Below are 19121 nucleotides of genomic sequence, written 5' to 3' on the forward strand. Positions count from 1 at the left end.
GCTGTCCGTTCTGATGCGACACCGGCAAAATCAAGTCCGCCGAGGGGCGAACCCCACGCACGCGGGCCGCCGCAGCGCCCCTCTCGGGGGCTGTGACGGCCCGTGCGGGTGTTGCCCGTTGGGTCAGTGGGCGGAGTGCGCTGTCGCCGGGGGAAGGTCGATCTGGACGCCCTTGTCGCCCGCGTCCGCCGTGTAGTCCGACGGGGACGTCTCGTCCACGCCCTCCGGGGCCTTGGCCGCCTTCAGGACGAATGTCAGGACCAGCACGACCACCACGTTCAGGACGAACGCCGTCAGGCCGATGTAGCCGATCTCCCCGATCCCGGGGATCTCCTTCGACGAGCCGCCGAAGTGCTTCTGCGTCGGCGAGGCGACACCGAACGCGGCGGCCGTTCCGTACGCCATGCCGGCCGCCCAGCCCGCCAGCAGCGCCCAGCGGTGGAACCAGCGCGTGAACAGGCCGCCGACCAGCGCCGGCATCGTCTGGAGGATCCAGATCCCGCCCAGCAGCTGGAAGTTGATCGCCACCGTCTTGTCCATCGTCAGGACGAAGGCCAGCGCCCCCACCTTCACCAGGAGCGAGACCAGCTTCGAGACCTTCGCCTCGTGGGCCGGGGTCGCGTCCGGCTTGATGAAGTCGCGGTAGATGTTGCGCGTGAAGAGGTTCGCCGCCGCGATCGACATGATCGCCGCCGGCACCAGTGCGCCGATGCCGATCGCCGCGAAGGCCACGCCCGCGAACCAGTCCGGGAACATGTTCTCGAAGAGCTGCGGGATCGCCAGCTGGCCGTTCTTGACGTTGATACCGTCCGCGATCGCCATGAACCCGAGCAGGGCCAGCAGGCCCAGCATCAGGGAGTACAGCGGCAGGATCGTGGTGTTGCGGCGGATCACGTTGCGGCTGCGCGAGGACAGGGTCGCCGTGATCGAGTGCGGGTACATGAAGAGCGCGAGCGCCGAGCCGAGGGCGAGGGTCGCGTAGCCCCACTGGCCCGCCTCACCGGGGGCAAGTCCGCCGATCGGTTTGCCCGTTGCCGGGTTGAGCGTCGCGAACTTCTTGCCCGCCGCCGCGAAGATGTCGTCGAATCCGCCCAGTTTGATGGGGATGTAGATGATCGCGACGATGATGACCAGATAGATCAGGCCGTCCTTGACGAACGCGATCAGCGCGGGCGCGCGCAGCCCCGACGAGTAGGTGTACGCCGCGAGCACCGCGAAGGCGATCAGCAGCGGCAGGTCCTTGATGAACCAGTTGCTGCTCTCGCCGCCGACGCCCATGACGTCGAGTACCGCCTGGATGCCGACCAGTTGGAGCGCGATGTACGGCATCGTGGCGAGGATGCCCGTGACCGCGACGGCCAGCGACAGGCCCTTCGAGCCGAAGCGGCCGCGCACGAAGTCGGAGGTGGTGACGTAGCCGTGCTTGTGCGAGACCGACCACAGGCGCGGCAGGAAGGTGAAGATCAGCGGGTACACGAGGATCGTGTAGGGGACGGCGAAGAAGCCCGCCGCGCCCGCCGCGTAGATCGCCGCAGGGACCGCCACGAAGGTGTACGCCGTGTACAGGTCGCCGCCGAGCAGGAACCAGGTGACCCAGGTCCCGAACGACCGTCCGCCCAGGCCCCATTCGTCGAGGCTCTCCTCGTTCTCGGCCTTGCGCCAGCGCGCCGCCATGAACCCGATGACCGTGACGGCCAGGAAGAAGAAGATGAAGACGCCGAGAGCGACGCCGTTGACGCCGGTCTTCATGAGGACGCGCCTTCCGTGCGGGCCGAGTCGGCCTTGCGGGCGCGCTGGTCACGCTGCCACAGCTTGTACGCGACCATCGTGAGCGCGGTCGAGATGAGGACCCAGAGCATCTGGTACCAGTAGAAGAACGGGATGCCGATGAAGGTCGGGTCGATTTTCGCGTACGAGCCCACCCAGAGCATCGCCACAAAAGGCGCGATCAGGCAGAGCGCGATGATCACGCGCACCGGCGTGACGGTGGGTGGTGGTGGCTTCTCTTCCGGCATGTGGTGTTCCGTCCCCTCGCTGATCACCTGTTGTAATGCGCAGGAAATCTAAGCGAGGGGTTCCGCCCGGCGGAACCCCCGTCCGCATACCGGAATGGCATCAACCTCAGTCGTTGGGCCGCTGCAGGGTCGCCACGAACTTGTAGCGGTCGCCGCGGTAGACCGACCGCACCCACTCCACCGGCTCGCCCCGCTCGTCGATCGAGTGCCGCGACAGCATCAGCATCGGCAGCCCCACGTCCGTCCCGAGCAGCCCCGCCTCGCGCGGTGTGGCCAGCGACGTTTCGATCGTCTCCTCGGCCTCCGCGAGCCGTACGTCGTAGACCTCGGCCAGGGCCGTGTAGAGCGACGTGTACTTCACCAGGGAACGGCGCAGCGCGGGGAAGCGCTTGGCCGAAAGGTGTGTGGTCTCGATCGCCATCGGCTCGCCGCTCGCCAGGCGCAGACGCTCGATGCGCAGGACGCGGCCGCCGGCCGTGATGTCGAGCAGCCCGGCCAGTGCGTCGTCGGCGGTGATGTAGCCGATGTCCAGGAGCTGCGAGGTGGGTTCGAGACCCTGGGCCCTCATGTCCTCGGTGTACGAGGTGAGTTGGAGGGCCTGCGAGACCTTGGGCTTCGCGACGAAGGTGCCCTTGCCCTGGATGCGCTCGAGGCGGCCCTCGACGACGAGCTCCTGGAGCGCCTGGCGCACCGTCGTGCGCGAGGTGTCGAACTCGGCGGCCAGAGTGCGCTCCGGCGGCACGGGCGTGCCGGGCGGGAGCGTTTCGGTCATGTCGAGCAAGTGCCTCTTGAGGCGGTAGTACTTGGGCACGCGCGCAGTACGCCCGGGCGTCGTGCCCTCATTCTCCGTACTACCCCCGTCAGTGCCCATGGCCTGCCTCTCCGAGTGCTGCGCTGCTGCCGTCACCGGCTCCTCCGTCTGTTGCGGCTCACATGGTGGCACGGTGCGCTGTCAGGGCGTCGGCCTCCCGCAGGTGTCGGTCCGATAACGGACGCGACAGGCCTTCTTATACACCCTTGACACCCCTAAAGGTCTAGGCCAAGCTCCCGGTACTGGTCTAAACCATTAAAGACCAGGTCCCAGCCTCACGGGCAGTACACGCCGCATGGTTGTTGCGGCGGAACGGCGTTCTCGGGTGGTGGGGGGAAGTTTCTTGCATCCCTGAGGAGGGTGTCGTGAAGCGCAAGCTCATCGCGGCTATCGGCGTTGCGGGCATGTTGGTCAGCATCGCTGCGTGTGGATCCGACGACAAGAAGAGCACCGACGCCAAGGGCTCGGACGTCAAGTCCCTGAAGGTCTGGCTCACGGTCGACGCTCAGAAGAACTGGCCGGAGCTGGTCAAGGCCGCCGACGACGCGATCGTGGCCAAGCACCCGGGCATCAAGATCACGCACGAGTACTACGGCTGGCCGGACAAGAACGCCAAGCTCGACGCCGTACTCGCCACGGACAAGGCTCCGGACGTGGTCGAGATGGGCAACACCGAGATGCTGCCCTACGTCATCAAGGGCGCGTTCGCCGAGCTCGACGCCTCGAAGTTCGACAACTCCGCCAACTGGCTTGACGGGCTGAAGGCTTCGGCCACGTACGACGGCAAGACCTACGGTGTTCCGTACTACGCCGGTGGCCGTGTCGCCACGTGGCGCAAGGACATCGCCAAGGACGCCGGCATCACCGCCGTCCCGAAGACGTACACCGAGCTGACCGCCGACCTGGACAAGATCCAGGCGAAGAAGGGCGACAAGTTCAGCGCCTGGTACCAGCCCACCCGTGACTGGTACGCGGCCGGTTCCTTCATCTACGACGCCGGCGGCTCCATCGCGAAGGAGGAGGGCGGCCAGTTCAAGGGCAACCTTTCCTCGCCGGAGTCCATCAAGGGCCTCAACGAGTTCAAGAGCGTCGTCGACAAGTACATGAAGGGCGACAAGACGAAGGACGAGTCCGACCGTCCGATCGTCTACGGCCAGGGCAAGTCTGCCCTGATCTTCGGCGCCGGCTGGGAGGGCGGCACCGCTGCCCTTCCGGAGAACGACAAGGTCGGCAAGATCGCCGACAAGCTCGAGACCTTCACGATGCCCGGCCCGTCCGGCAAGGCCATCCCGGTCTTCCTCGGTGGCTCCGACCTGGCCGTCCCGGTCAAGTCCAAGGCGCAGGGCGTCGCGGCCGAGTGGATCAACGCCTTCACCGGCACGAGCGGCCAGAAGGTTCTCGTCGGCAAGGGCAACCTGCCCAACAACAAGACGGACCTCGCGCCGCTGAAGAACGACCCGAAGACGGCCGTCAACGCGGCCGCCGCCGAGAACAGCTGGTTCGTTCCCATGGCGCCGGGCTGGGGCCAGGTCGAGAAGGCCCAGGTCCTGCAGACCATGCTGCAGGCCATCGGTACGGGCAAGAAGTCGGTGGAGGACGCTGCGAAGGAAGCAGACGCCGCCATCGACAAGGTCATCAACACCAAGTGACCTGACGGGCGGGCCCGTTGACACTCAACGGGCCCGCCCTGCTGCCCGTACGCACGAAAGGGATCGTTGAGGAGCACGCGATGAGTGCCGCAGAGACAACTACCGCAAAGGTGCCGCCGCAGCGGCGCTCGCCATCGCCGGACTCCGGAACGAGAGGCCCTGGCAAGAAGGGCAAGAAGGGCAAGAAGGGCGTCTCGACGAGCGCCGCAGTGCCGTGGGCGCTGCTCGCGCCCTGTCTGCTCGTCCTCGCCCTCGTCCTCGGCTACCCGCTCTACCGGCTGGTCCGGCTCTCCTTCGAGAAGTTCGGACAGTCCCAGCTCTGGGGCTTCCAGCCGACGAAGTCGGTCGGCTTCGACAACTTCTCCACGGTCCTGGGCGACAGCGAGTTCTGGCACGTCGTCGTCCGCACCATCGTGTTCGCCCTCTCGGCCGTCGTGCTGACGATGGTGCTCGGGATGCTCATCGCGCTGCTTCTCCAGCGCGTGTCGGGCTGGGTGAAGACGCTCATCAACATTGCGCTCGTGGCGAGTTGGGGCATGCCCATCATCGTCGCGGTCACCATCTTCAAGTGGATGTTCGACTCCCAGTACGGGGTCTTCAATTACGTCCTCAGCAAGATCCCCGGCGTGGACTTCAACGGCCACAACTGGTTCGCCAGCGGCACCCAGGGCCTCGCGGTCATCATGATCCTGGTGGTGTGGGGAGCGGTCCCGTTCGTCGTCATCACCATCAACGCCGGCCTCACCCAGGTGCCCAAGGAGCTCGAAGAGGCCGCGCGCCTCGACGGAGCGGGCGGCTGGGGCGTGTTCCGCCACGTCACGCTGCCGATCCTCAAGCCCATCCTCGTGATGCTCGCGACGCTCTCGGTCATCTGGGACATGGGGGTGTTCCCGCAGGTGTTCGTGATGCGAAACGGCCACCCCGAGGCTGAGTTCCAGCTGCTCACCACGTACTCGTACGAGAAGGCCTTCGTGGTCAACGACTACTCGCAGGGGTCGGCGATCGCCCTGATCACCGTGCTGCTCCTGCTGGGTGTGGTCGCCGTGTACATGCGCCAGATGCTCAAGATCGGAGACGTGGAGTGACGACCACGACAGCGGCACCCGCAGCCGCCAAGCTCAAGGCCCCCCGCCGACGCAAGTCCAAGCTGGGCTGGAACGTCATCGGCATCCTGGTCTTCGTCGTCGTCGGCTTCCCGGTCTACTGGATGCTGAACACGGCGTTCAAGCCGGCCAAGGACGCGATCGACCCCAACCCGCACTTCTTCCCCAGGACCTTCACCCTGGCGAACTTCGACCGTGCGCTGAACATCTCCGACTTCTGGGGCCCCATCGGCCGCAGCGCGATCGTCTCGCTCTCGGTGGTGGCCATCGGCCTGGTCGTCGGTCTGCTGGCCGCCCTGGCCATCTCCCGGTTCGCCTTCCGCGGCCGCAAGATCGTGATCGTCGGCATCCTCGCGGTGCAGATGGTCCCGCTCGTCGCCATGATCATCCCGGTCTTCCTGCTGCTGAACGACCTCGGTCAGTACGACCAGCTCACCGGCCTGATCATCACGTACCTCACCTTCATCCTCCCGTTCACGGTGTGGACCCTCCGGGGCTTCATCGTCAACATCCCCAAGGAGCTCGAAGAGGCCGCGATGGTCGACGGCTGCACGAAGACCGGCGCCTTCATCCGCGTCGTCTTCCCGCTGCTCGCCCCGGGCATGGTCGCCACCTCCGTCTACGGCTTCATCCAGGCGTGGAACGAGTACCTCTACGCTCTGATGCTGCTGAGCCAGCAGAAGCAGACCGCCACCGTCTGGCTGTCGACCTTCACCACCCAGCACGGCACCGAGTACGCCCCGATGATGGCCGGTTCCACCATGATGGCTGTGCCCGTGGTGATCCTCTTCCTCCTCGTCCAGCGCAAGATGGCCGCAGGTCTGACGGCCGGCGCCGTGAAGGGATGACGCCCCTCCATGACCACGATCGCATCCAGCACTGACACGCTGACCCGCGACGCCCTCGCGGTGCTCCAGCCCGGCTTCGTCGGGACGACCGCGCCCGAGTGGCTGCTGCGGCAGATCCGCGAAGGCCTCTCCTCCGTCGGCCTCTTCGGCCGCAACATCGAATCGCCCGAGCAACTGGCCGCGCTCACCCAGCAGTTGCGCGCCGAGCGGGACGACATCCTCGTCGCCATCGACGAGGAGGGCGGCGACGTCACGCGCCTGGAGGTCCGTAACGGCTCCTCCTTCCCGGGCAATCTCGCCCTCGGCGCCGTTGACGACCCCGACCTGACCCGGGCCGTCGCCCACGAGCTCGGCCGCCGCCTCGCCGCGTGCGGGGTGAACCTCAACTGGGCGCCGTCCGCGGACGTCAACTCCAACGCGGACAACCCGGTCATCGGCGTACGGTCCTTCGGCGCCGACCCCGCCCTGGTCGCCCGGCACACGGCCGCGTACGTCGAAGGCCTGGAGGCCGCCGGCGTCGCCGCCTGCACCAAGCACTTCCCGGGCCACGGCGACACCGCCGTCGACAGCCACCACGCGATGCCCCGCATCGACGCGGACATGGAGACCCTGCACGCCCGCGAACTCGTCCCGTTCCGGGCCGCGATCGCCGCAGGGACCAAGTCCGTGATGAGCGCGCACATCCTGCTGCCCGCGCTCGACGCCGAGCACCCGGCCACGCTCAGCCCGCGCATCCTCACCGGACTGCTCAGGCGCGAGCTCGGCTACGAGGGGCTCATCGTCACCGACGGCATGGAGATGCAGGCCATCGCCGCCGTGTACGGCATCGAGCGCGGATCGGTGCTGGCCATCGCGGCCGGCGCCGACGCCATCTGCGTCGGCGGCGGGCTCGCCGACGAGGAGACGGTCCTCTCGCTGCGGGATGCGCTCGTCGCAGCCGTCCGCAGCGGTGAACTTCCCGCAGAGCGGCTGGCCGACGCCGCCGCACGGGTCCGCGCGCTCGCCGCGTGGACCCAGCAGAGCAGGGAGACATCGGAGCCGGGCGCGGCAGTGCAGGAGGGGACCGCGCCCGGCAACGAGAACGAGATCGGCCTGGTCGCCGCCCGCCGCGCGCTGAAGGTGACCGTCAACGAAGGCCACACGCCGCTGAGTTCGGCTCCGTACGTCGCCGCCTTCACGCCCGTCGCCAACATCGCCGTCGGCGACGAGACCCCCTGGGGCATCGCCGCCGAACTGGCCGAGCTGCTGCCGGGCACCGCGACCGGGACGTACGGCGCGGACACCACGGCGGAGGCGGTCCTGGCCGCAGCGGACGGGCGCCGCATCGTCGCCGTCGTACGCGACGAGCACCGCCACCCCTGGATGGCCGCCGCACTGGACGCACTGATCGCCGCCCGGCCGGACACGGTCGTGGTCGAGATGGGCGTACCGCAGGCAACCCCGCGCGGCGCCCTGCACATCGCCACGCACGGCGCGGCACGCGTCTGCGGGCGGGCGGCGGCGGAGGTCGTCGCTTCTTAGCCTGTACGGCAACACGTAAGGGGCCCGGACACCGCGATGGTGTCCGGGCCCCTTGCGTACGGGGTCCTACAGGCCCTGCCAGCTCGGCTTCGCCGCGAACGTCGCGCGGAAGTACTCGGCCAGCTTCAGCTTGGACGCCGCCGCCTCGTCCACGACGACCGTCGCGTGCCGGTGCAACTGCAGCGCCGATGCCGGTACGAGAGCCGACAGCGGCCCCTCGACCGTCGCCGCGACCGCGTCCGCCTTGCCCTCGCCGGTGGCGAGGAGCACCAGGTGGCGGGCCTCCAGGATGGTGCCGATGCCCTGGGTGATGACGTGGTGGGGGACCTGGTCGATGTCGTTGTCGAAGAAGCGCGCGTTGTCGACGCGCGTCTGGTTCGTCAGCGTCTTGATCCGGGTGCGGGAGGAGAGCGAGGAGCACGGCTCGTTGAAGCCGATGTGCCCGTCCGTGCCGATGCCGAGCAGCTGCAGGTCGACGCCGCCCGCGTCCGCGAGGGCCTTGTCGTACACCTCGCAAGCAGCCTGGACGTCCTCGGCCGAGCCGTCGGGGCCCATGAAGGAGGACGGGGTGAGACCGAGCGGGTCGACGACCTCGCGCAGGACGACGGAGCGGTACGACTCGGGGTGGCCCTGCGGCAGCCCGACGTACTCGTCGAGCTGGCAGATCCGCGCCGTCGAGGCGTCCACGGCGCCGGAGGCGACCTTGGCGGCCAGGGCCTCGTAGATGGGCAGCGGGGTAGAGCCGGTCGCAACGCCGAGCAGAGCATCGGGCTTGCGGCGGATCAGCGAGGCCATGGCCTCCGCGATGAGTTCGCCGCCTGCCTTGGCGTCCGGGACGATGACAACTTCCACGCTGGGCCTGCCGATCTGAAGAGTGGGAGCGTACTGTGGTATAGACCAATCTAGCAGAGCTTGACGCGCTCCGGCTGGCGGCTGCGTCTGCTCCCATGGTCGACTGGGAAGGCTCCCGGGACCCATTCAGAGGCAGCCATTTGGAGGCAGTCGCGATGTCCGAGCAGCCTGGCAGGATCATGTCCGCGGAGATCGCGGAGCAGCCGGCGGTGCTGCGGCGGATCCTGGACCAGGGAGCGCCGAGGATCCGCGAGACCGCGGACGCCATCGCGGCCCGGCACCCGCGCTTCGTGCTGCTGACCGCGCGCGGCACCTCGGACAACGCGGCGCTCTACGCGAAGTACCTGCTGGAGATCAAGCTCGGCCTGCCCTGCGGGCTGACCTCCATGTCGACGACGACGGCGTACGGCGCCCGGCCCGACCTGCGCGACGTCCTGGTCGTGGTCGTCAGCCAGTCCGGCGGCTCGCCCGACCTGGTCGCCTCCACCCGGGCCGCGCGCGAGGCCGGTGCGATCACGCTCGCCGTCACGAACAACGCGGACTCGCCGCTGGCGGCGGTCTCCGAGTACCACATCGACATCCTGGCGGGCCCGGAGAAGGCGCTGCCCGCCACCAAGACGTACACCGCGTCCCTGCTCTCCCTCTACCTCTTCGCCGAGGGGCTGCGCGGCAGCGACGGGGCCGCCGCCCGCAATCTGCCCGAGCTGGCCGAGGCGGTCCTGGCCCGCCAGGACGAGATACGGCTGCTCGCCGCCCGCTACCGCTTCGCCGGCCGGATGGTGATCACTTCGCGCGGTTACGGCTATCCGACCGCCAAGGAGGCCGCGCTCAAGATGATGGAGACGAGCTACATCCCCGCGCTCTCCTACTCGGGCGCGGACCTGCTCCACGGCCCGCTCGCCATGGTCGACAACGTCTCGCCGGTCATCGCGGTCGTCACCGACGGTTCGGGCGGCGATGCGCTCCAGCCGGTCCTCGACCGGCTGCGCGGGCGCGGCGCCGACCTGGTGGTCATCGGCCCGAAGTACCAGGTCGACGCGGCCTCCGCGGGCTTCGTCCTGCCGACGGACGGCGTCCCCGAGGAGCTCCAGCCGCTCCTTGAGATCCTCCCGCTGCAGCTCCTGGCGTACGAGGTGACGATCGCCCGCGGCCAGGACCCCGACGCACCCAGGGCCCTGGCCAAGGTCACCGAGACCCGCTGACCGCGTTACGCCAGCGAGCCACCCGTCGCGTCGATCCAGTGCCCCGTGACCCAGCGGGCGTCGTCCGAGGCGAGGAAGGCGACCACGTCCGCGATGTCGGAGACGGTGCCCACCTTGCCCAGCGCGGAGAACGCGGCGGCCTGCTCCCACGCCTCGTCGCTCGCGCGCAGCCAGTCCGCGTTGATGTCGGTGTCGACGATGCCGGGGGAGACCGTGTTGACCGTGATCCCGCGTGAACCCACCACCTTGGACAGGTACTTGGTGAACACGTCCAGGGCGCCCTTGGCCATCGCGTAGGCGATCGTGTCGGGCATCAGCGCGGCCCGCGAGAGCCCGGTGGAGATGTTGATGACGCGGCCGCCGTCCCGCAGCCGCTCGGCGCCGGACTGGGCCAGGAAGAAGGGGGCCTTGGTGTTCACCGCGAAGATCCGGTCGTACTCGGCCTCCTCGATGGTGCCGAAACCGTTCGCCGCTCCGATGCCCGCGTTGTTGACCAGGATGTCGAGTCCGTCCGCCCGCCGGTCGAAGGCCTCCCAGAGGGCGGCGGCGTCTCCCGGAACGCCCAGCTCCTGGCCGATCGCGAAGGCGGATCCACCCTCTGCCTCGATGGCCGCAACGGTCTCCTTGGCGGCGGCTTCGTTGGATCCGTAGTGCACGGCGACCGTCGCCCCGTCGCGGCCGAGCCGCTCGGCGATTCCGCGCCCGATGCCCCGGCTGCCGCCCGTGACCAGTGCCGTCCTGCCCGTGAGCGTGCCCATGGCGACGCCTCCCCACTTCTCTAGCGGTCGTTACAGAAAAGACCGTACCCCACATTTTCTATCGACCGCTATAGAATCGACGGCATGGCAACGAAACAGCGCGGCCGGCCCCGCTCCTTCGACCGTGACGCAGCCCTGGAACAGGCCACGACGGCCTTCTGGCGCCACGGGTACGAGGCGACCTCCATCGCGGACCTGACCCGCGCGATGGGCATCGGGGCGCCCAGCCTGTACGCGGCCTTCGGCGACAAGAAGGCGCTGTTCGACGAGGTCGTGCAGGTCTACGGAGAGGTCCACGGGGCCTTCGTCGTCGTCGCGATCGAGGAGGAGCCCACGGCCCGCGAGGCGTTCGCACGCGTGCTGCGAGAGGCGGCGGGATTCTTCACCGAGCCCGGGCACCCGCCGGGCTGCATGGTGATCTCGGCGGCGACCAACTGCACGACGCCGGAGGTCGAGCAGGACCTGCGCGACATGCGCAACATCAACATCGGCCGCTTCGAGAAGGCGATCCGCGCGGACGTCGACCGGGGCGAACTCCCGGCGGACACGGACTGCGGAGTCCTGGCGCGCTACGTGGCGGCGGTCTTCCAGGGCATGTCCCTGCAGGCGCGGGACGGGGCGAGCGGGGAGGAGCTGGCGCGGGTGGCGGAGATGGCGATGCTCGCCTGGCCGTGACAGGTGACGGGTGACGGGTCGGGCCCGCGGTGAAGTGCCGGCCGTGATCGGCACGGCCGGCCGGAGGCCGGCGCAGCGGCTCGAAGCCGCTGAGGCCCCCCGGGGCCGAAGCTCGCGAGAGGCGCGTCCGGAAGAGGTGAAAACACTTCGGGCCGCGGCGTCTGATCGGACGGGACCCTCAGCCCGTCCGGCCGACACCGCAGCCCGGAGCTACATCGGCCGTTGGATGTGCGGTCCGCCGGCCGAGGGGGAGGACTTGGCGCAGTCAGGGCAGAGAGCGCCGCGTACCTCGTCTCCGCTCTCCTGTGCGGGGAGAGCGGAAGCTTTACCGCAGCCATTGTGGACTAGACCATTCGCCCTGTCCATGCGTGCGACGACCCTATTTTCGACAGGTACGCTCGCAGCGTGCCCTCCATGAACGACCTCGTCCGCCAGCACACCGCTCTGAGTGACACCGACCTCGAGTGGCTCCATCTGCTGGTCTCGGAGTGGCAGCTGCTCTCCGACCTGTCCTTCGCCGACCTCGTCCTGTGGGTCCCCACCCTGGACGGGACCCGCTATGTCTCCGTCGCGCAGATGCGGCCCAACACGGGCCCCACCTCGTACCAGGACGACATGGTCGGCCATCTCGTCCCGCGCGGCCGCAGGCCGCTGCTCGACGCCGCCCTCGACGAGGGGCGCATCGTGCGCGAGGGCGATCCCGAGTGGCGCGAGGAGGTGCCCGTCCGGGTCGAGTCGATTCCCGTACGGCGCGAAGGCCGCGTCCTCGGTGTCATCGCCCGCAACACCAACCTCCTCACCGTCCGCACCCCCTCCCGCCTGGAGCTCACCTACCTTCAGTCGGCCTCCGACCTGGCCCAGATGATCGCGGCGGGGTCGTTCCCCTTCCCCGGCCAGCAGGTCGACATGGACGCGTCCCCCCGTGTCGGCGACGGCATGATCCGGCTCGACGCGGACGGCGTCGTCCAGTACGCCAGCCCCAACGGCCTCTCCGCCTACCACCGTCTGGGCCTCGCCCACGACCTCGTCGGCCAGCACCTCGGCAGGCTCACCGCCGAACTGGCCCCCTCCCGCGGCCCCGTGGACGAGGCCCTGGAGAAGCTGGCCAGCGGTTACGCGCCCCGCGAGACCGAGGTCGAGGGCAACGGCGGCGTCATCCAGCTGCGCGCCATCCCGCTAGCCCCCAAGGGGAGCCGGATCGGCTCGCTCGTCCTTCTGCGCGACGTCACGGAACTCCGCCGCCGCGAGCGTGAGTTGATCACCAAGGACGCCACCATCCGGGAAATCCACCACCGGGTGAAGAACAACCTCCAGACGGTGGCGGCCCTTCTGCGCCTCCAGTCGCGGCGCATGGATTCCGAACAGGGCAGGGACGCGCTCAACGAGGCGGTCCGCCGCGTCGGTTCGATCGCCATCGTGCACGAGACGCTTTCGCAGAATCTCGACGAGCGCGTCGAATTCGACGAGATCGCCGACCGCGTCATCGCGATGGTCGCGGAAATCTCCCCGGGCCGGGTCACCTGCCGCCGTACGGGCCGCTTCGGAATACTCGACGCGGAAGTCGCGACCCCGCTCGCCATGGTGCTGACGGAAATTCTGCAGAACGCCCTGGAACACGCCTTCGGAGAGGGCGAGCAGGGCACGGTCGAGGTGTCCGCCGTACGCGGTGGAGGCTCCCGCGACGATGCCCGGCTGCTCATCACCGTCCAGGACGACGGCCGCGGACTGCCCGAGGGATTCGACCCGCACCGGGCCGGCAATCTGGGGCTGCAGATCGTACGGACGCTGGTGGAGGGCGAGTTGGGCGGCTCCTTCGACATGGTTCCGGCCCCGGAGCGCGGCACCCGCGTCGTACTCGACATCCCGGTCAAGCCCCAGAAGTAGGAGCCGGACCTGCTGAAACAGCAGCGAGCCCCGGTCCGAAGTGATTCGGGCCGGGGCTCAAAGCTGTGGATCTACTGCGCTGTTGGGTACTGCGCGCTGCGGCTCAAGGGCGGCGGTGATGCGTACGCTGTGTACGCGCGCCGCCAGGCTCAGGCTCTGTGCAGGGTGGTTCAGGCGGTCGCGTTGCGCGCCCGGTTGCGAGCGGCACGGCGCTTCATCGCGCGGCGCTCGTCCTCGCTGAGGCCACCCCAGACGCCGGAGTCCTGGCCGGACTCGAGCGCCCACTGCAGGCACTGCTCCATGACGGGGCAGCGGCGGCAGACGGCCTTGGCTTCCTCGATCTGCAGCAGCGCGGGACCGGTGTTGCCGATGGGGAAGAACAGCTCCGGGTCTTCCTCACGACAAACGGCGTTGTGACGCCAGTCCATGGCTGCTACCTCTCCTAGGTGTTTCAAGCACGTTGCTTGTGAATGTGAACGCTTTCACGAATCCCTCCGCAGGTGAAGAGTCGAAGGTCACTTGACGTGACATCGTCTCTTGTGCTTGTAGAGGGGTTCCGGTGCTTCAGGGGGCCGATGGTGCGGGCCGTTCCGAGCGCCATGAAGAGATTCGCAAACCTCGGCTTCGGATACAACCCCTTCCGAGAAGTTTTTTTGGATTCCTCGGTGTCGGCTAGGTCACAGCCGTACTTCCATGGGGTGGAGCCCAGCCCAAACGTTCGAGTTAAAGGACTTTCGGCCCTTCCACTCACACAATCACACGCAGTGCACGGCGTACGCCTGTGAACGTCACGCTCGTACGCAGTCCCAGGTGGTCGCCGTCCATCTGAAACGGCAGTGGAACCTTGGAATGCAAGGAGAAGTCGGTGAGGTCGTGCAGGGAAACTGCGTGCTTTCCGTGCGGACCGCGTTCGGGTGTGGAAGTGAGCAGCTGAGTGCCGTAGCGAGCCGCCGCGGTGGGCGAAAGCTTCGAGAGCGAGAGCACGTCCAGGGCGGTCTCGAAGGACGCCTCGGGAGAGGCGTACATCGGGCGATTGCCCAGGTAGGTGTAGGGGGAGGTGTTGCAGATTATGGACAGGACGAGGTCGGTGACCGGGTCCTCGCCGGGGCGCTCCAGGGTGATCGCACCGTGCCGCCGGCGCGGCTCGTCCAGGAACTGGCGTACGACCTGACGTACGTACAGCGCGTGCGTCGATCGCTTGCCGCGCTCCCGCTGCTGTTCGACCCGCCCCACTACGCCCGCGTCGAAACCGAGCCCCGCACAGAAGGTGAACCAGCGCGCCGGGACCCCTTCGTCCTCCGTGCCGGGCGTACCGGCCGCCAGACCGAGGCTGACGGTGCGCTCACTGCGCTCACGCAGCGCATCCAGGATCGCGCCGGTCGCCTCCACGGCGTCGTTCGGCAGCCCCAGCGCGCGGGCGAAGACATTGGTGGAGCCGCCGGGGACGACCGCGAGGCCCGGCAGGCGCTCCAGGTCGGGGCCGTTGTGCAGGAGGCCGTTCACGACCTCGTTGACCGTGCCGTCGCCACCCAGAGCGACGACCAGGTCGATGTCCTTGCTCTCCGCCGCCCGGCGGCCGAGGTCCCGGGCATGGCCGCGGTACTCGGTGGTGATCGCCTCCAGCTTCATCTCGCTGGCGAGGGCGTGGATGAGCACGTCGCGTACGCGCGCACTGGTAGTGGTGGCAGCAGGATTGACCACGAGGAGAGCGCGCATGGGCAGAAGATTACCTACCGTCTGGTACCCGGCCCAGTCCGGCCCTGCGAGACGCCCGTTACGCTGCCGGGGTGAGCAGTGAGCAGAGTCCCGAACGTCCCGACACCTCCGAGACCCCCCGGCCCCGCCGTCTGGCGTACGCAGCGGCCCTCTGCGGCCTGGAGGGGGCGGGCCTGGTCGCCGCGGGCGTGTACCTGCTGATCCGGGGCGCCGTCGACGGAAACAGTACGGAAACGGGCGCGACGGCCGGTGTGACACTGATCGCGCTCGCGCTCATCCCGCTGATCGCGGCCCGCGGGCTGCTGCGGCAGAAGAGCTGGAGCCGGGGCCCGGGGATCATCACGCAGATCATCGCGCTGCCGGTGGCGTACACCCTGCTGAAATCGGAGAACGGGCTGATCCCCGCCGGCATCGTGCTCGCCGTCGTCGCGGTCACCGGCCTCGTCCTGCTGGTCAATCCCGCGACGGCGAAGGCCCTGGACATCACGGGCCCCCGCGACGCGTAGCGAGCTGGGACCTACTCCTCGACCAGGAGCTTCTCGCGCAACTGCGCGAGCGTCCGGGCGAGGAGGCGGGAGACGTGCATCTGCGAGATGCCGACCTCCTGCGCGATCTGCGACTGGGTCATGTTGCCGAAGAAGCGCAGCAGCAGGATCCGCTTCTCCCGCGGCGGGAGATCCTCGAGCAGCGGCTTCAGCGACTCGCGGTACTCGACGCCCTCCAGCGCCTCGTCGTCCGCGCCCAGGGTGTCCGCGACCGCGGGGGAGTCGTCGTCCGTGTCGGGGACGTCCAGCGACAGCGTGGAGTAGGCGTTGGCCGACTCCAGGCCCTCCAGGACCTCCTCCTCCGAGATGCCGAGGCGCTCCGCCAGCTCGTGGACCGTGGGGGAACGGCCGTGCTGCTGGGAGAGTTCCGCGGTGGCCGTCGTCAGCGAAAGACGCAGCTCCTGGAGGCGGCGCGGTACCCGTACCGCCCAGCCCTTGTCACGGAAGTGACGTTTGATCTCGCCGACGACCGTGGGTGTCGCGTACGTGGAGAACTCCACGCCGCGCTCCGGGTCGAAGCGGTCCACCGACTTGATCAGGCCGATCGTGGCGACCTGCGTGAGGTCGTCCAGCGGCTCGCCGCGATTGCGGAACCGGCGTGCGAGGTGCTCGACCAGGGGCAGGTGCATCCGCACCAGCTGGTTGCGCAGCTCGGCCTTCTCCGCCGATCCGTCGGGAAGCTTGCCCAGCTCGATGAACATCTCCCGCGCTGCACTGCGGTCGCGCGGATCGCGTGGTTCTTTCCGCTCGTGGTGCTCGTGCTGCTGCTCGCTCATAGGACCCGCCTGCTCTGCCTGCGCCTGCTCTGCGGCGTCGAGAAGTCCATCCACCGGGTGCGGCCGGGCCTGCTGCTCCGGGATCGAGCCCGAGCTCACCTTGTCCCTCACCGGACCGTCCCCGTTCACGCCGGCCCGGGTCCCGCGCCGCGCTTCTTGTACAGGCTGATGGAGACCGTACGGTCCTCGGCGACCGTGGCGTCGACCTGTCCTGCGAGCGCCGAGAGCACCGTCCAGGCGAAGGTGTCGCGCTCCGGGGCGCGGCCGTCGGTCGTGGGAGCCGAGACGGTCACCTCGAGGGAGTCGTCGATCAGCCGGAACACACAGCTCAACACCGAGCCGGGCACGGCCTGCTGAAGCAGGATCGCGCACGCCTCGTCGACCGCGATGCGCAAGTCCTCGATCTCGTCGAGGGTGAAGTCCAGACGCGCTGCGAGGCCGGCGGTCGCCGTACGCAGCACCGACAGGTAAGCACCCGCAGCCGGCAGCCGGACTTCCACGAAGTCCTGATTCCCGGGCTCGCCTGCGATAGGGGACACCCTCACCTCCAAGGTGGCACAAGCTCGTTCGGGTTCTCCGGAGTCACTTCTCCGGGAACCATGCGCGGTGACGCTATCGCGATCCGTGGTCGCGTGTCGTCGTGGGCCGGTACTCCCGCCCCGGCGGCTGTCACTCATGGTAAGCCTACGGGTACGGACAGTGGCTAGGGGTCTGCGGGCCCAATTGTGAAGCGGGGGCGTCGGGTTGACGTACCCCGGCGTCAGACGATCGAACCGTCGACGAAGCACCAGCGCCAGCTCTCGCCCGGCTCGAAGCTCCGCATCACCGCGTGACCGGTCTCCTTGAAGTGCAGGGTCGCGTGCTGGAACGGCGACGAGTCGCAGCAGCCGACGTGGCCGCAGACCAGGCAGAGCCGCAGCTGGACGGGGTGCGATCCCACAGCCAGGCACTCCGGGCAGGTGTCGTTCAGGGGTGCGGGCTCGGGGCGCGGCAGTTCGGCTGTGTGCTGGCACTCGCTCATGATGGCCAGGTTACGACGGACTGGTGTGTGAGGGCGGGCAGGTCTATGGATGCATTGCCGCTGGTGGCACTGGTGGCGGGAAGCGCCATCGTGGCGGGGGTGGCGCGGCGGACGCCGGTGCCCGCGCCGCTGATGCTGGTCGCGGTGGGGCTGATCGCCGCGTATGTGCCGGGGGTGCCCGAGTACACGCTCGATCCCGGGATCGTGCTGCCGCTGGTGCTGCCGCCGCTGCTCTACACGGCCGCGGTCGATTCCTCGTATCTGGACTTGCGGGCCAATTTCCGGCCCGTGGCGCTGCTTTCGGTGGGGTACGTGCTCTTCGCGACGCTGGCCGTGGGGTGGCTGGCGTATCTGCTCATTCCCGATCTGCCGCTGACTGCTGCATTGGTGCTGGGCGCCGTCATCGCGCCGCCGGACGCGGTGGCGGCGACGGCGATCGCGCGGAAGGTGGGGCTGCCTTCGCGGATCACGACGATCCTGCAGGGCGAATCACTGGTGAACGACGCGACGGCCATCACCGCGTACAAGGTGGCGCTCGCGGCCGCGGTGGGGGAAGGGGCCAGCTGGGCGGGCGGGATCGAGGAGTTCGCGCTGGCGGCCGTGGGGGGTGTGGGGGTCGGGCTGATCCTGATGGTGCCGCTGCACTGGCTGCGTACGCATCTGAAGGAAGCCCTGCTGCAGAACACGCTGTCGCTGCTGATCCCGTTCGTCGCGTACGCGGCGGCCGAGCATGTGCATGCGTCCGGGGTGCTGGCGGTTGTGGTGGTGGCGCTGTATCTGGGGCACCGGTCGTGGCAGGTCGACTTCGCGACGCGGCTCCAGGAGGAGGCCGTGTGGAAGATGGTCTCCTTCATCCTGGAGTCGGTCGTCTTCGCGCTCATCGGGCTGCAGTTGCGGTTCGTGCTGAAGGGGCTCGGGGAGTACGAGGGGTGGGTCGCCGGGTGGTACGCGGTGGCCGTCTTCGTGCTGGTGGTGGCGGTGCGGTTCGTGTGGGTGTACCCGGCGACCTTCCTGCCGCGGGTGCTGTCGGAGCGCATCCGTGAGCGCGAGCCCGACACGGACTGGAAGGCCCCGCTGATCGTGGGGTGGGCCGGGATGCGGGGCGTGGTCTCGCTGGCCATTGCCTTCTCGATCCCGCTGACGGTGGACGGGGAGGACTTCCCGGCGCGGAACCTGGTGCTTTTCCTTACGTTCACGACCGTGATCGGGACCCTGGTGGTGCAGGGGCTGACGCTGCCGCCGCTGATCCGGCTGCTGAAGATCCCGGGGCGCGATGCCCATGCCGAGACGCTGGCCGAGGCGCAGGCGCAGAGCGAGGCGTCGCGGGCGGCGGAGGAGCGTCTGGATGTGCTGCTCGCGGACGAGGAGAACGCGCTGCCGCAGCCGCTGGCGGACCGGCTGCGTACGGTCCTGGAGCGGCGGCGCAACGCGGTGTGGGAGCGGCTGGGGGCGGTGAACGCGGTGACGGGGGAGAGCGCGGACGAGACGTACCGGCGGCTGGCTCGGGAGATGATCGAGGCGGAGCGGGCGGTGTTCGTGGAGCTGCGGGACGGGCGGCGGATCGACGACGAGATGCTGCGGACGCTGCTGCGGCGGCTGGACCTGGAGGAGGCGGCGGCGTACCGGGAGGCGGCGGATTAGGGGCGCGCCCCCGTACGCGACCTTCGGCCGCGTGTCCTCAATCTCCCCCAAGCTCTCGGCTTCGCTCGAGCAGGGGGGACCCCCTTGACGGGCTGGATTTGCCC

The 19121-nt window shown here is 68.8% G+C and carries 19 protein-coding genes; 9 read left to right on the forward strand and 10 right to left on the reverse strand.

The annotated features are described in order from the left end of the window. Positions 1-123: 123 nt before the first annotated feature. The 3 genes from mctP to OG707_RS26755 all read right to left on the reverse strand — a co-directional run bounded on the left by mctP (position 124) and on the right by OG707_RS26755 (position 2886). Positions 124-1749, reverse strand: coding sequence for a monocarboxylate uptake permease MctP (gene mctP / locus OG707_RS26745; RefSeq protein WP_329122603.1), 1626 nt, complete (start codon positions 1747-1749; stop codon positions 124-126). Next, on the reverse strand, positions 1746-2015 hold the full coding sequence (locus tag OG707_RS26750) for a DUF3311 domain-containing protein (protein ID WP_329122605.1): 270 nt from the start codon (positions 2013-2015) through the stop codon (positions 1746-1748). The genes mctP and OG707_RS26750 overlap by 4 nt, the downstream gene beginning before the upstream one ends. 106 nt (positions 2016-2121) lie before the next feature. Next, positions 2122-2886: a GntR family transcriptional regulator gene (locus OG707_RS26755; protein WP_329122608.1), complete on the reverse strand. Its 765-nt coding sequence runs from the start codon at positions 2884-2886 to the stop codon at positions 2122-2124. Between the two features lie 305 nt (positions 2887-3191). Here OG707_RS26755 and OG707_RS26760 point away from each other — a divergent pair, with 305 nt between their 5' ends. From OG707_RS26760 to OG707_RS26775, 4 genes are all read left to right on the forward strand, one after another. After that, on the forward strand, positions 3192-4475 hold the full coding sequence (locus OG707_RS26760) for an extracellular solute-binding protein (protein ID WP_329122610.1): 1284 nt from the start codon (positions 3192-3194) through the stop codon (positions 4473-4475). An 80-nt stretch (positions 4476-4555) separates the two neighbouring features. After that, positions 4556-5560, forward strand: coding sequence for a carbohydrate ABC transporter permease (locus OG707_RS26765; protein WP_329122611.1), 1005 nt, complete (start codon positions 4556-4558; stop codon positions 5558-5560). Then, entirely contained in the window at positions 5557-6426 is an 870-nt protein-coding gene (locus tag OG707_RS26770) for a carbohydrate ABC transporter permease (protein WP_329122613.1), read from the forward strand. Before OG707_RS26765 ends, OG707_RS26770 begins: the two co-directional genes overlap by 4 nt. 9 nt (positions 6427-6435) lie before the next feature. Beyond that, positions 6436-7947: a glycoside hydrolase family 3 protein gene (locus OG707_RS26775; protein ID WP_329122615.1), complete on the forward strand. Its 1512-nt coding sequence runs from the start codon at positions 6436-6438 to the stop codon at positions 7945-7947. Between the two features lie 66 nt (positions 7948-8013). Here OG707_RS26775 and nagB read toward each other — a convergent pair whose 3' ends face one another. Then, entirely contained in the window at positions 8014-8799 is a 786-nt protein-coding gene (nagB, locus tag OG707_RS26780; RefSeq protein WP_329122617.1) for a glucosamine-6-phosphate deaminase, read from the reverse strand. Between the two features lie 155 nt (positions 8800-8954). Between nagB and OG707_RS26785 the strand changes: the two genes are divergently transcribed. Continuing rightward, positions 8955-10001, forward strand: coding sequence for an SIS domain-containing protein (locus tag OG707_RS26785; RefSeq protein ID WP_329122619.1), 1047 nt, complete (start codon positions 8955-8957; stop codon positions 9999-10001). Between the two features lie 5 nt (positions 10002-10006). Here the strand turns inward: OG707_RS26785 and OG707_RS26790 are convergent, their stop codons facing one another. Continuing rightward, positions 10007-10759, reverse strand: a complete 753-nt coding sequence (locus OG707_RS26790; RefSeq protein WP_329122621.1) for an SDR family oxidoreductase — start codon at positions 10757-10759, stop codon at positions 10007-10009. An 84-nt stretch (positions 10760-10843) separates the two neighbouring features. Here OG707_RS26790 and OG707_RS26795 point away from each other — a divergent pair, with 84 nt between their 5' ends. Beyond that, on the forward strand, positions 10844-11434 hold the full coding sequence (locus tag OG707_RS26795) for a TetR/AcrR family transcriptional regulator (protein ID WP_329122624.1): 591 nt from the start codon (positions 10844-10846) through the stop codon (positions 11432-11434). 414 nt (positions 11435-11848) lie between these two features. Continuing rightward, positions 11849-13318 carry a sensor histidine kinase gene (locus tag OG707_RS26800; RefSeq protein WP_329127985.1) on the forward strand — a complete coding sequence of 490 codons (1470 nt, stop codon included), beginning with the start codon at positions 11849-11851 and terminating at the stop codon, positions 13316-13318. A gap of 170 nt (positions 13319-13488) precedes the next feature. Here OG707_RS26800 and OG707_RS26805 read toward each other — a convergent pair whose 3' ends face one another. Together OG707_RS26805 and OG707_RS26810 are read right to left on the reverse strand one after the other, a co-directional pair. Continuing rightward, a complete protein-coding gene (locus OG707_RS26805) occupies positions 13489-13746 on the reverse strand; it encodes a WhiB family transcriptional regulator (protein ID WP_004937597.1) in 258 nt (85 codons plus the stop codon). Between the two features lie 319 nt (positions 13747-14065). After that, entirely contained in the window at positions 14066-15034 is a 969-nt protein-coding gene (locus OG707_RS26810) for a diacylglycerol/lipid kinase family protein (protein ID WP_329122626.1), read from the reverse strand. Between the two features lie 71 nt (positions 15035-15105). On the opposite strand from OG707_RS26810, the gene OG707_RS26815 reads away from it, so the two are divergent. Then, complete coding sequence (locus tag OG707_RS26815) at positions 15106-15540, forward strand: hypothetical protein (RefSeq protein WP_329122629.1); 435 nt, start codon at positions 15106-15108, stop codon at positions 15538-15540. A gap of 11 nt (positions 15541-15551) precedes the next feature. On the opposite strand, the gene OG707_RS26820 is transcribed toward OG707_RS26815, so the two are convergent. The 3 genes from OG707_RS26820 to OG707_RS26830 all read right to left on the reverse strand — a co-directional run bounded on the left by OG707_RS26820 (position 15552) and on the right by OG707_RS26830 (position 17376). Next, the gene (locus OG707_RS26820) at positions 15552-16466 is read right to left on the reverse strand and encodes an RNA polymerase sigma factor SigF (RefSeq protein WP_329122631.1); all 915 of its coding nucleotides are present in this window, start codon (positions 16464-16466) and stop codon (positions 15552-15554) included. A 14-nt stretch (positions 16467-16480) separates the two neighbouring features. Beyond that, positions 16481-16894 (reverse strand): anti-sigma regulatory factor, encoded by a 414-nt coding sequence (locus OG707_RS26825; protein ID WP_206960663.1) that lies wholly within the window; start codon positions 16892-16894, stop codon positions 16481-16483. Positions 16895-17115: 221 nt separating this feature from the next. Beyond that, positions 17116-17376 carry a UBP-type zinc finger domain-containing protein gene (locus OG707_RS26830; RefSeq protein ID WP_329122636.1) on the reverse strand — a complete coding sequence of 87 codons (261 nt, stop codon included), beginning with the start codon at positions 17374-17376 and terminating at the stop codon, positions 17116-17118. Positions 17377-17421: 45 nt separating this feature from the next. Here OG707_RS26830 and OG707_RS26835 point away from each other — a divergent pair, with 45 nt between their 5' ends. Continuing rightward, positions 17422-19017 carry a Na+/H+ antiporter gene (locus tag OG707_RS26835; protein WP_329122638.1) on the forward strand — a complete coding sequence of 532 codons (1596 nt, stop codon included), beginning with the start codon at positions 17422-17424 and terminating at the stop codon, positions 19015-19017. Positions 19018-19121 lie beyond the last annotated feature (104 nt).

Source organism: Streptomyces sp. NBC_01465, assembly GCF_036227325.1.
Classification (GTDB): domain Bacteria; phylum Actinomycetota; class Actinomycetes; order Streptomycetales; family Streptomycetaceae; genus Streptomyces.

What these genes read in the sequence shown, in the direction of transcription:
- OG707_RS26750 (WP_329122605.1), bottom strand. Translation starts at nt 2,015, where the DNA reads ATGCCGGAAGAGAAGCCACCACCACCCACCGTCACGCCGGTGCGCGTG.
- OG707_RS26765 (WP_329122611.1), top strand. Translation starts at nt 4,556, where the DNA reads ATGAGTGCCGCAGAGACAACTACCGCAAAGGTGCCGCCGCAGCGGCGC.
- OG707_RS26795 (WP_329122624.1), top strand. Translation starts at nt 10,844, where the DNA reads ATGGCAACGAAACAGCGCGGCCGGCCCCGCTCCTTCGACCGTGACGCA.
- OG707_RS26835 (WP_329122638.1), top strand. Translation starts at nt 17,422, where the DNA reads ATGGATGCATTGCCGCTGGTGGCACTGGTGGCGGGAAGCGCCATCGTG.
- OG707_RS26755 (WP_329122608.1), bottom strand. Translation starts at nt 2,886, where the DNA reads ATGGGCACTGACGGGGGTAGTACGGAGAATGAGGGCACGACGCCCGGG.
- OG707_RS26805 (WP_004937597.1), bottom strand. Translation starts at nt 13,746, where the DNA reads ATGGACTGGCGTCACAACGCCGTTTGTCGTGAGGAAGACCCGGAGCTG.
- OG707_RS26810 (WP_329122626.1), bottom strand. Translation starts at nt 15,034, where the DNA reads ATGCGCGCTCTCCTCGTGGTCAATCCTGCTGCCACCACTACCAGTGCG.
- OG707_RS26830 (WP_329122636.1), bottom strand. Translation starts at nt 17,376, where the DNA reads ATGAGCGAGTGCCAGCACACAGCCGAACTGCCGCGCCCCGAGCCCGCA.
- OG707_RS26785 (WP_329122619.1), top strand. Translation starts at nt 8,955, where the DNA reads ATGTCCGAGCAGCCTGGCAGGATCATGTCCGCGGAGATCGCGGAGCAG.
- OG707_RS26790 (WP_329122621.1), bottom strand. Translation starts at nt 10,759, where the DNA reads ATGGGCACGCTCACGGGCAGGACGGCACTGGTCACGGGCGGCAGCCGG.
- OG707_RS26775 (WP_329122615.1), top strand. Translation starts at nt 6,436, where the DNA reads ATGACCACGATCGCATCCAGCACTGACACGCTGACCCGCGACGCCCTC.
- OG707_RS26800 (WP_329127985.1), top strand. Translation starts at nt 11,849, where the DNA reads ATGAACGACCTCGTCCGCCAGCACACCGCTCTGAGTGACACCGACCTC.
- mctP (WP_329122603.1), bottom strand. Translation starts at nt 1,749, where the DNA reads ATGAAGACCGGCGTCAACGGCGTCGCTCTCGGCGTCTTCATCTTCTTC.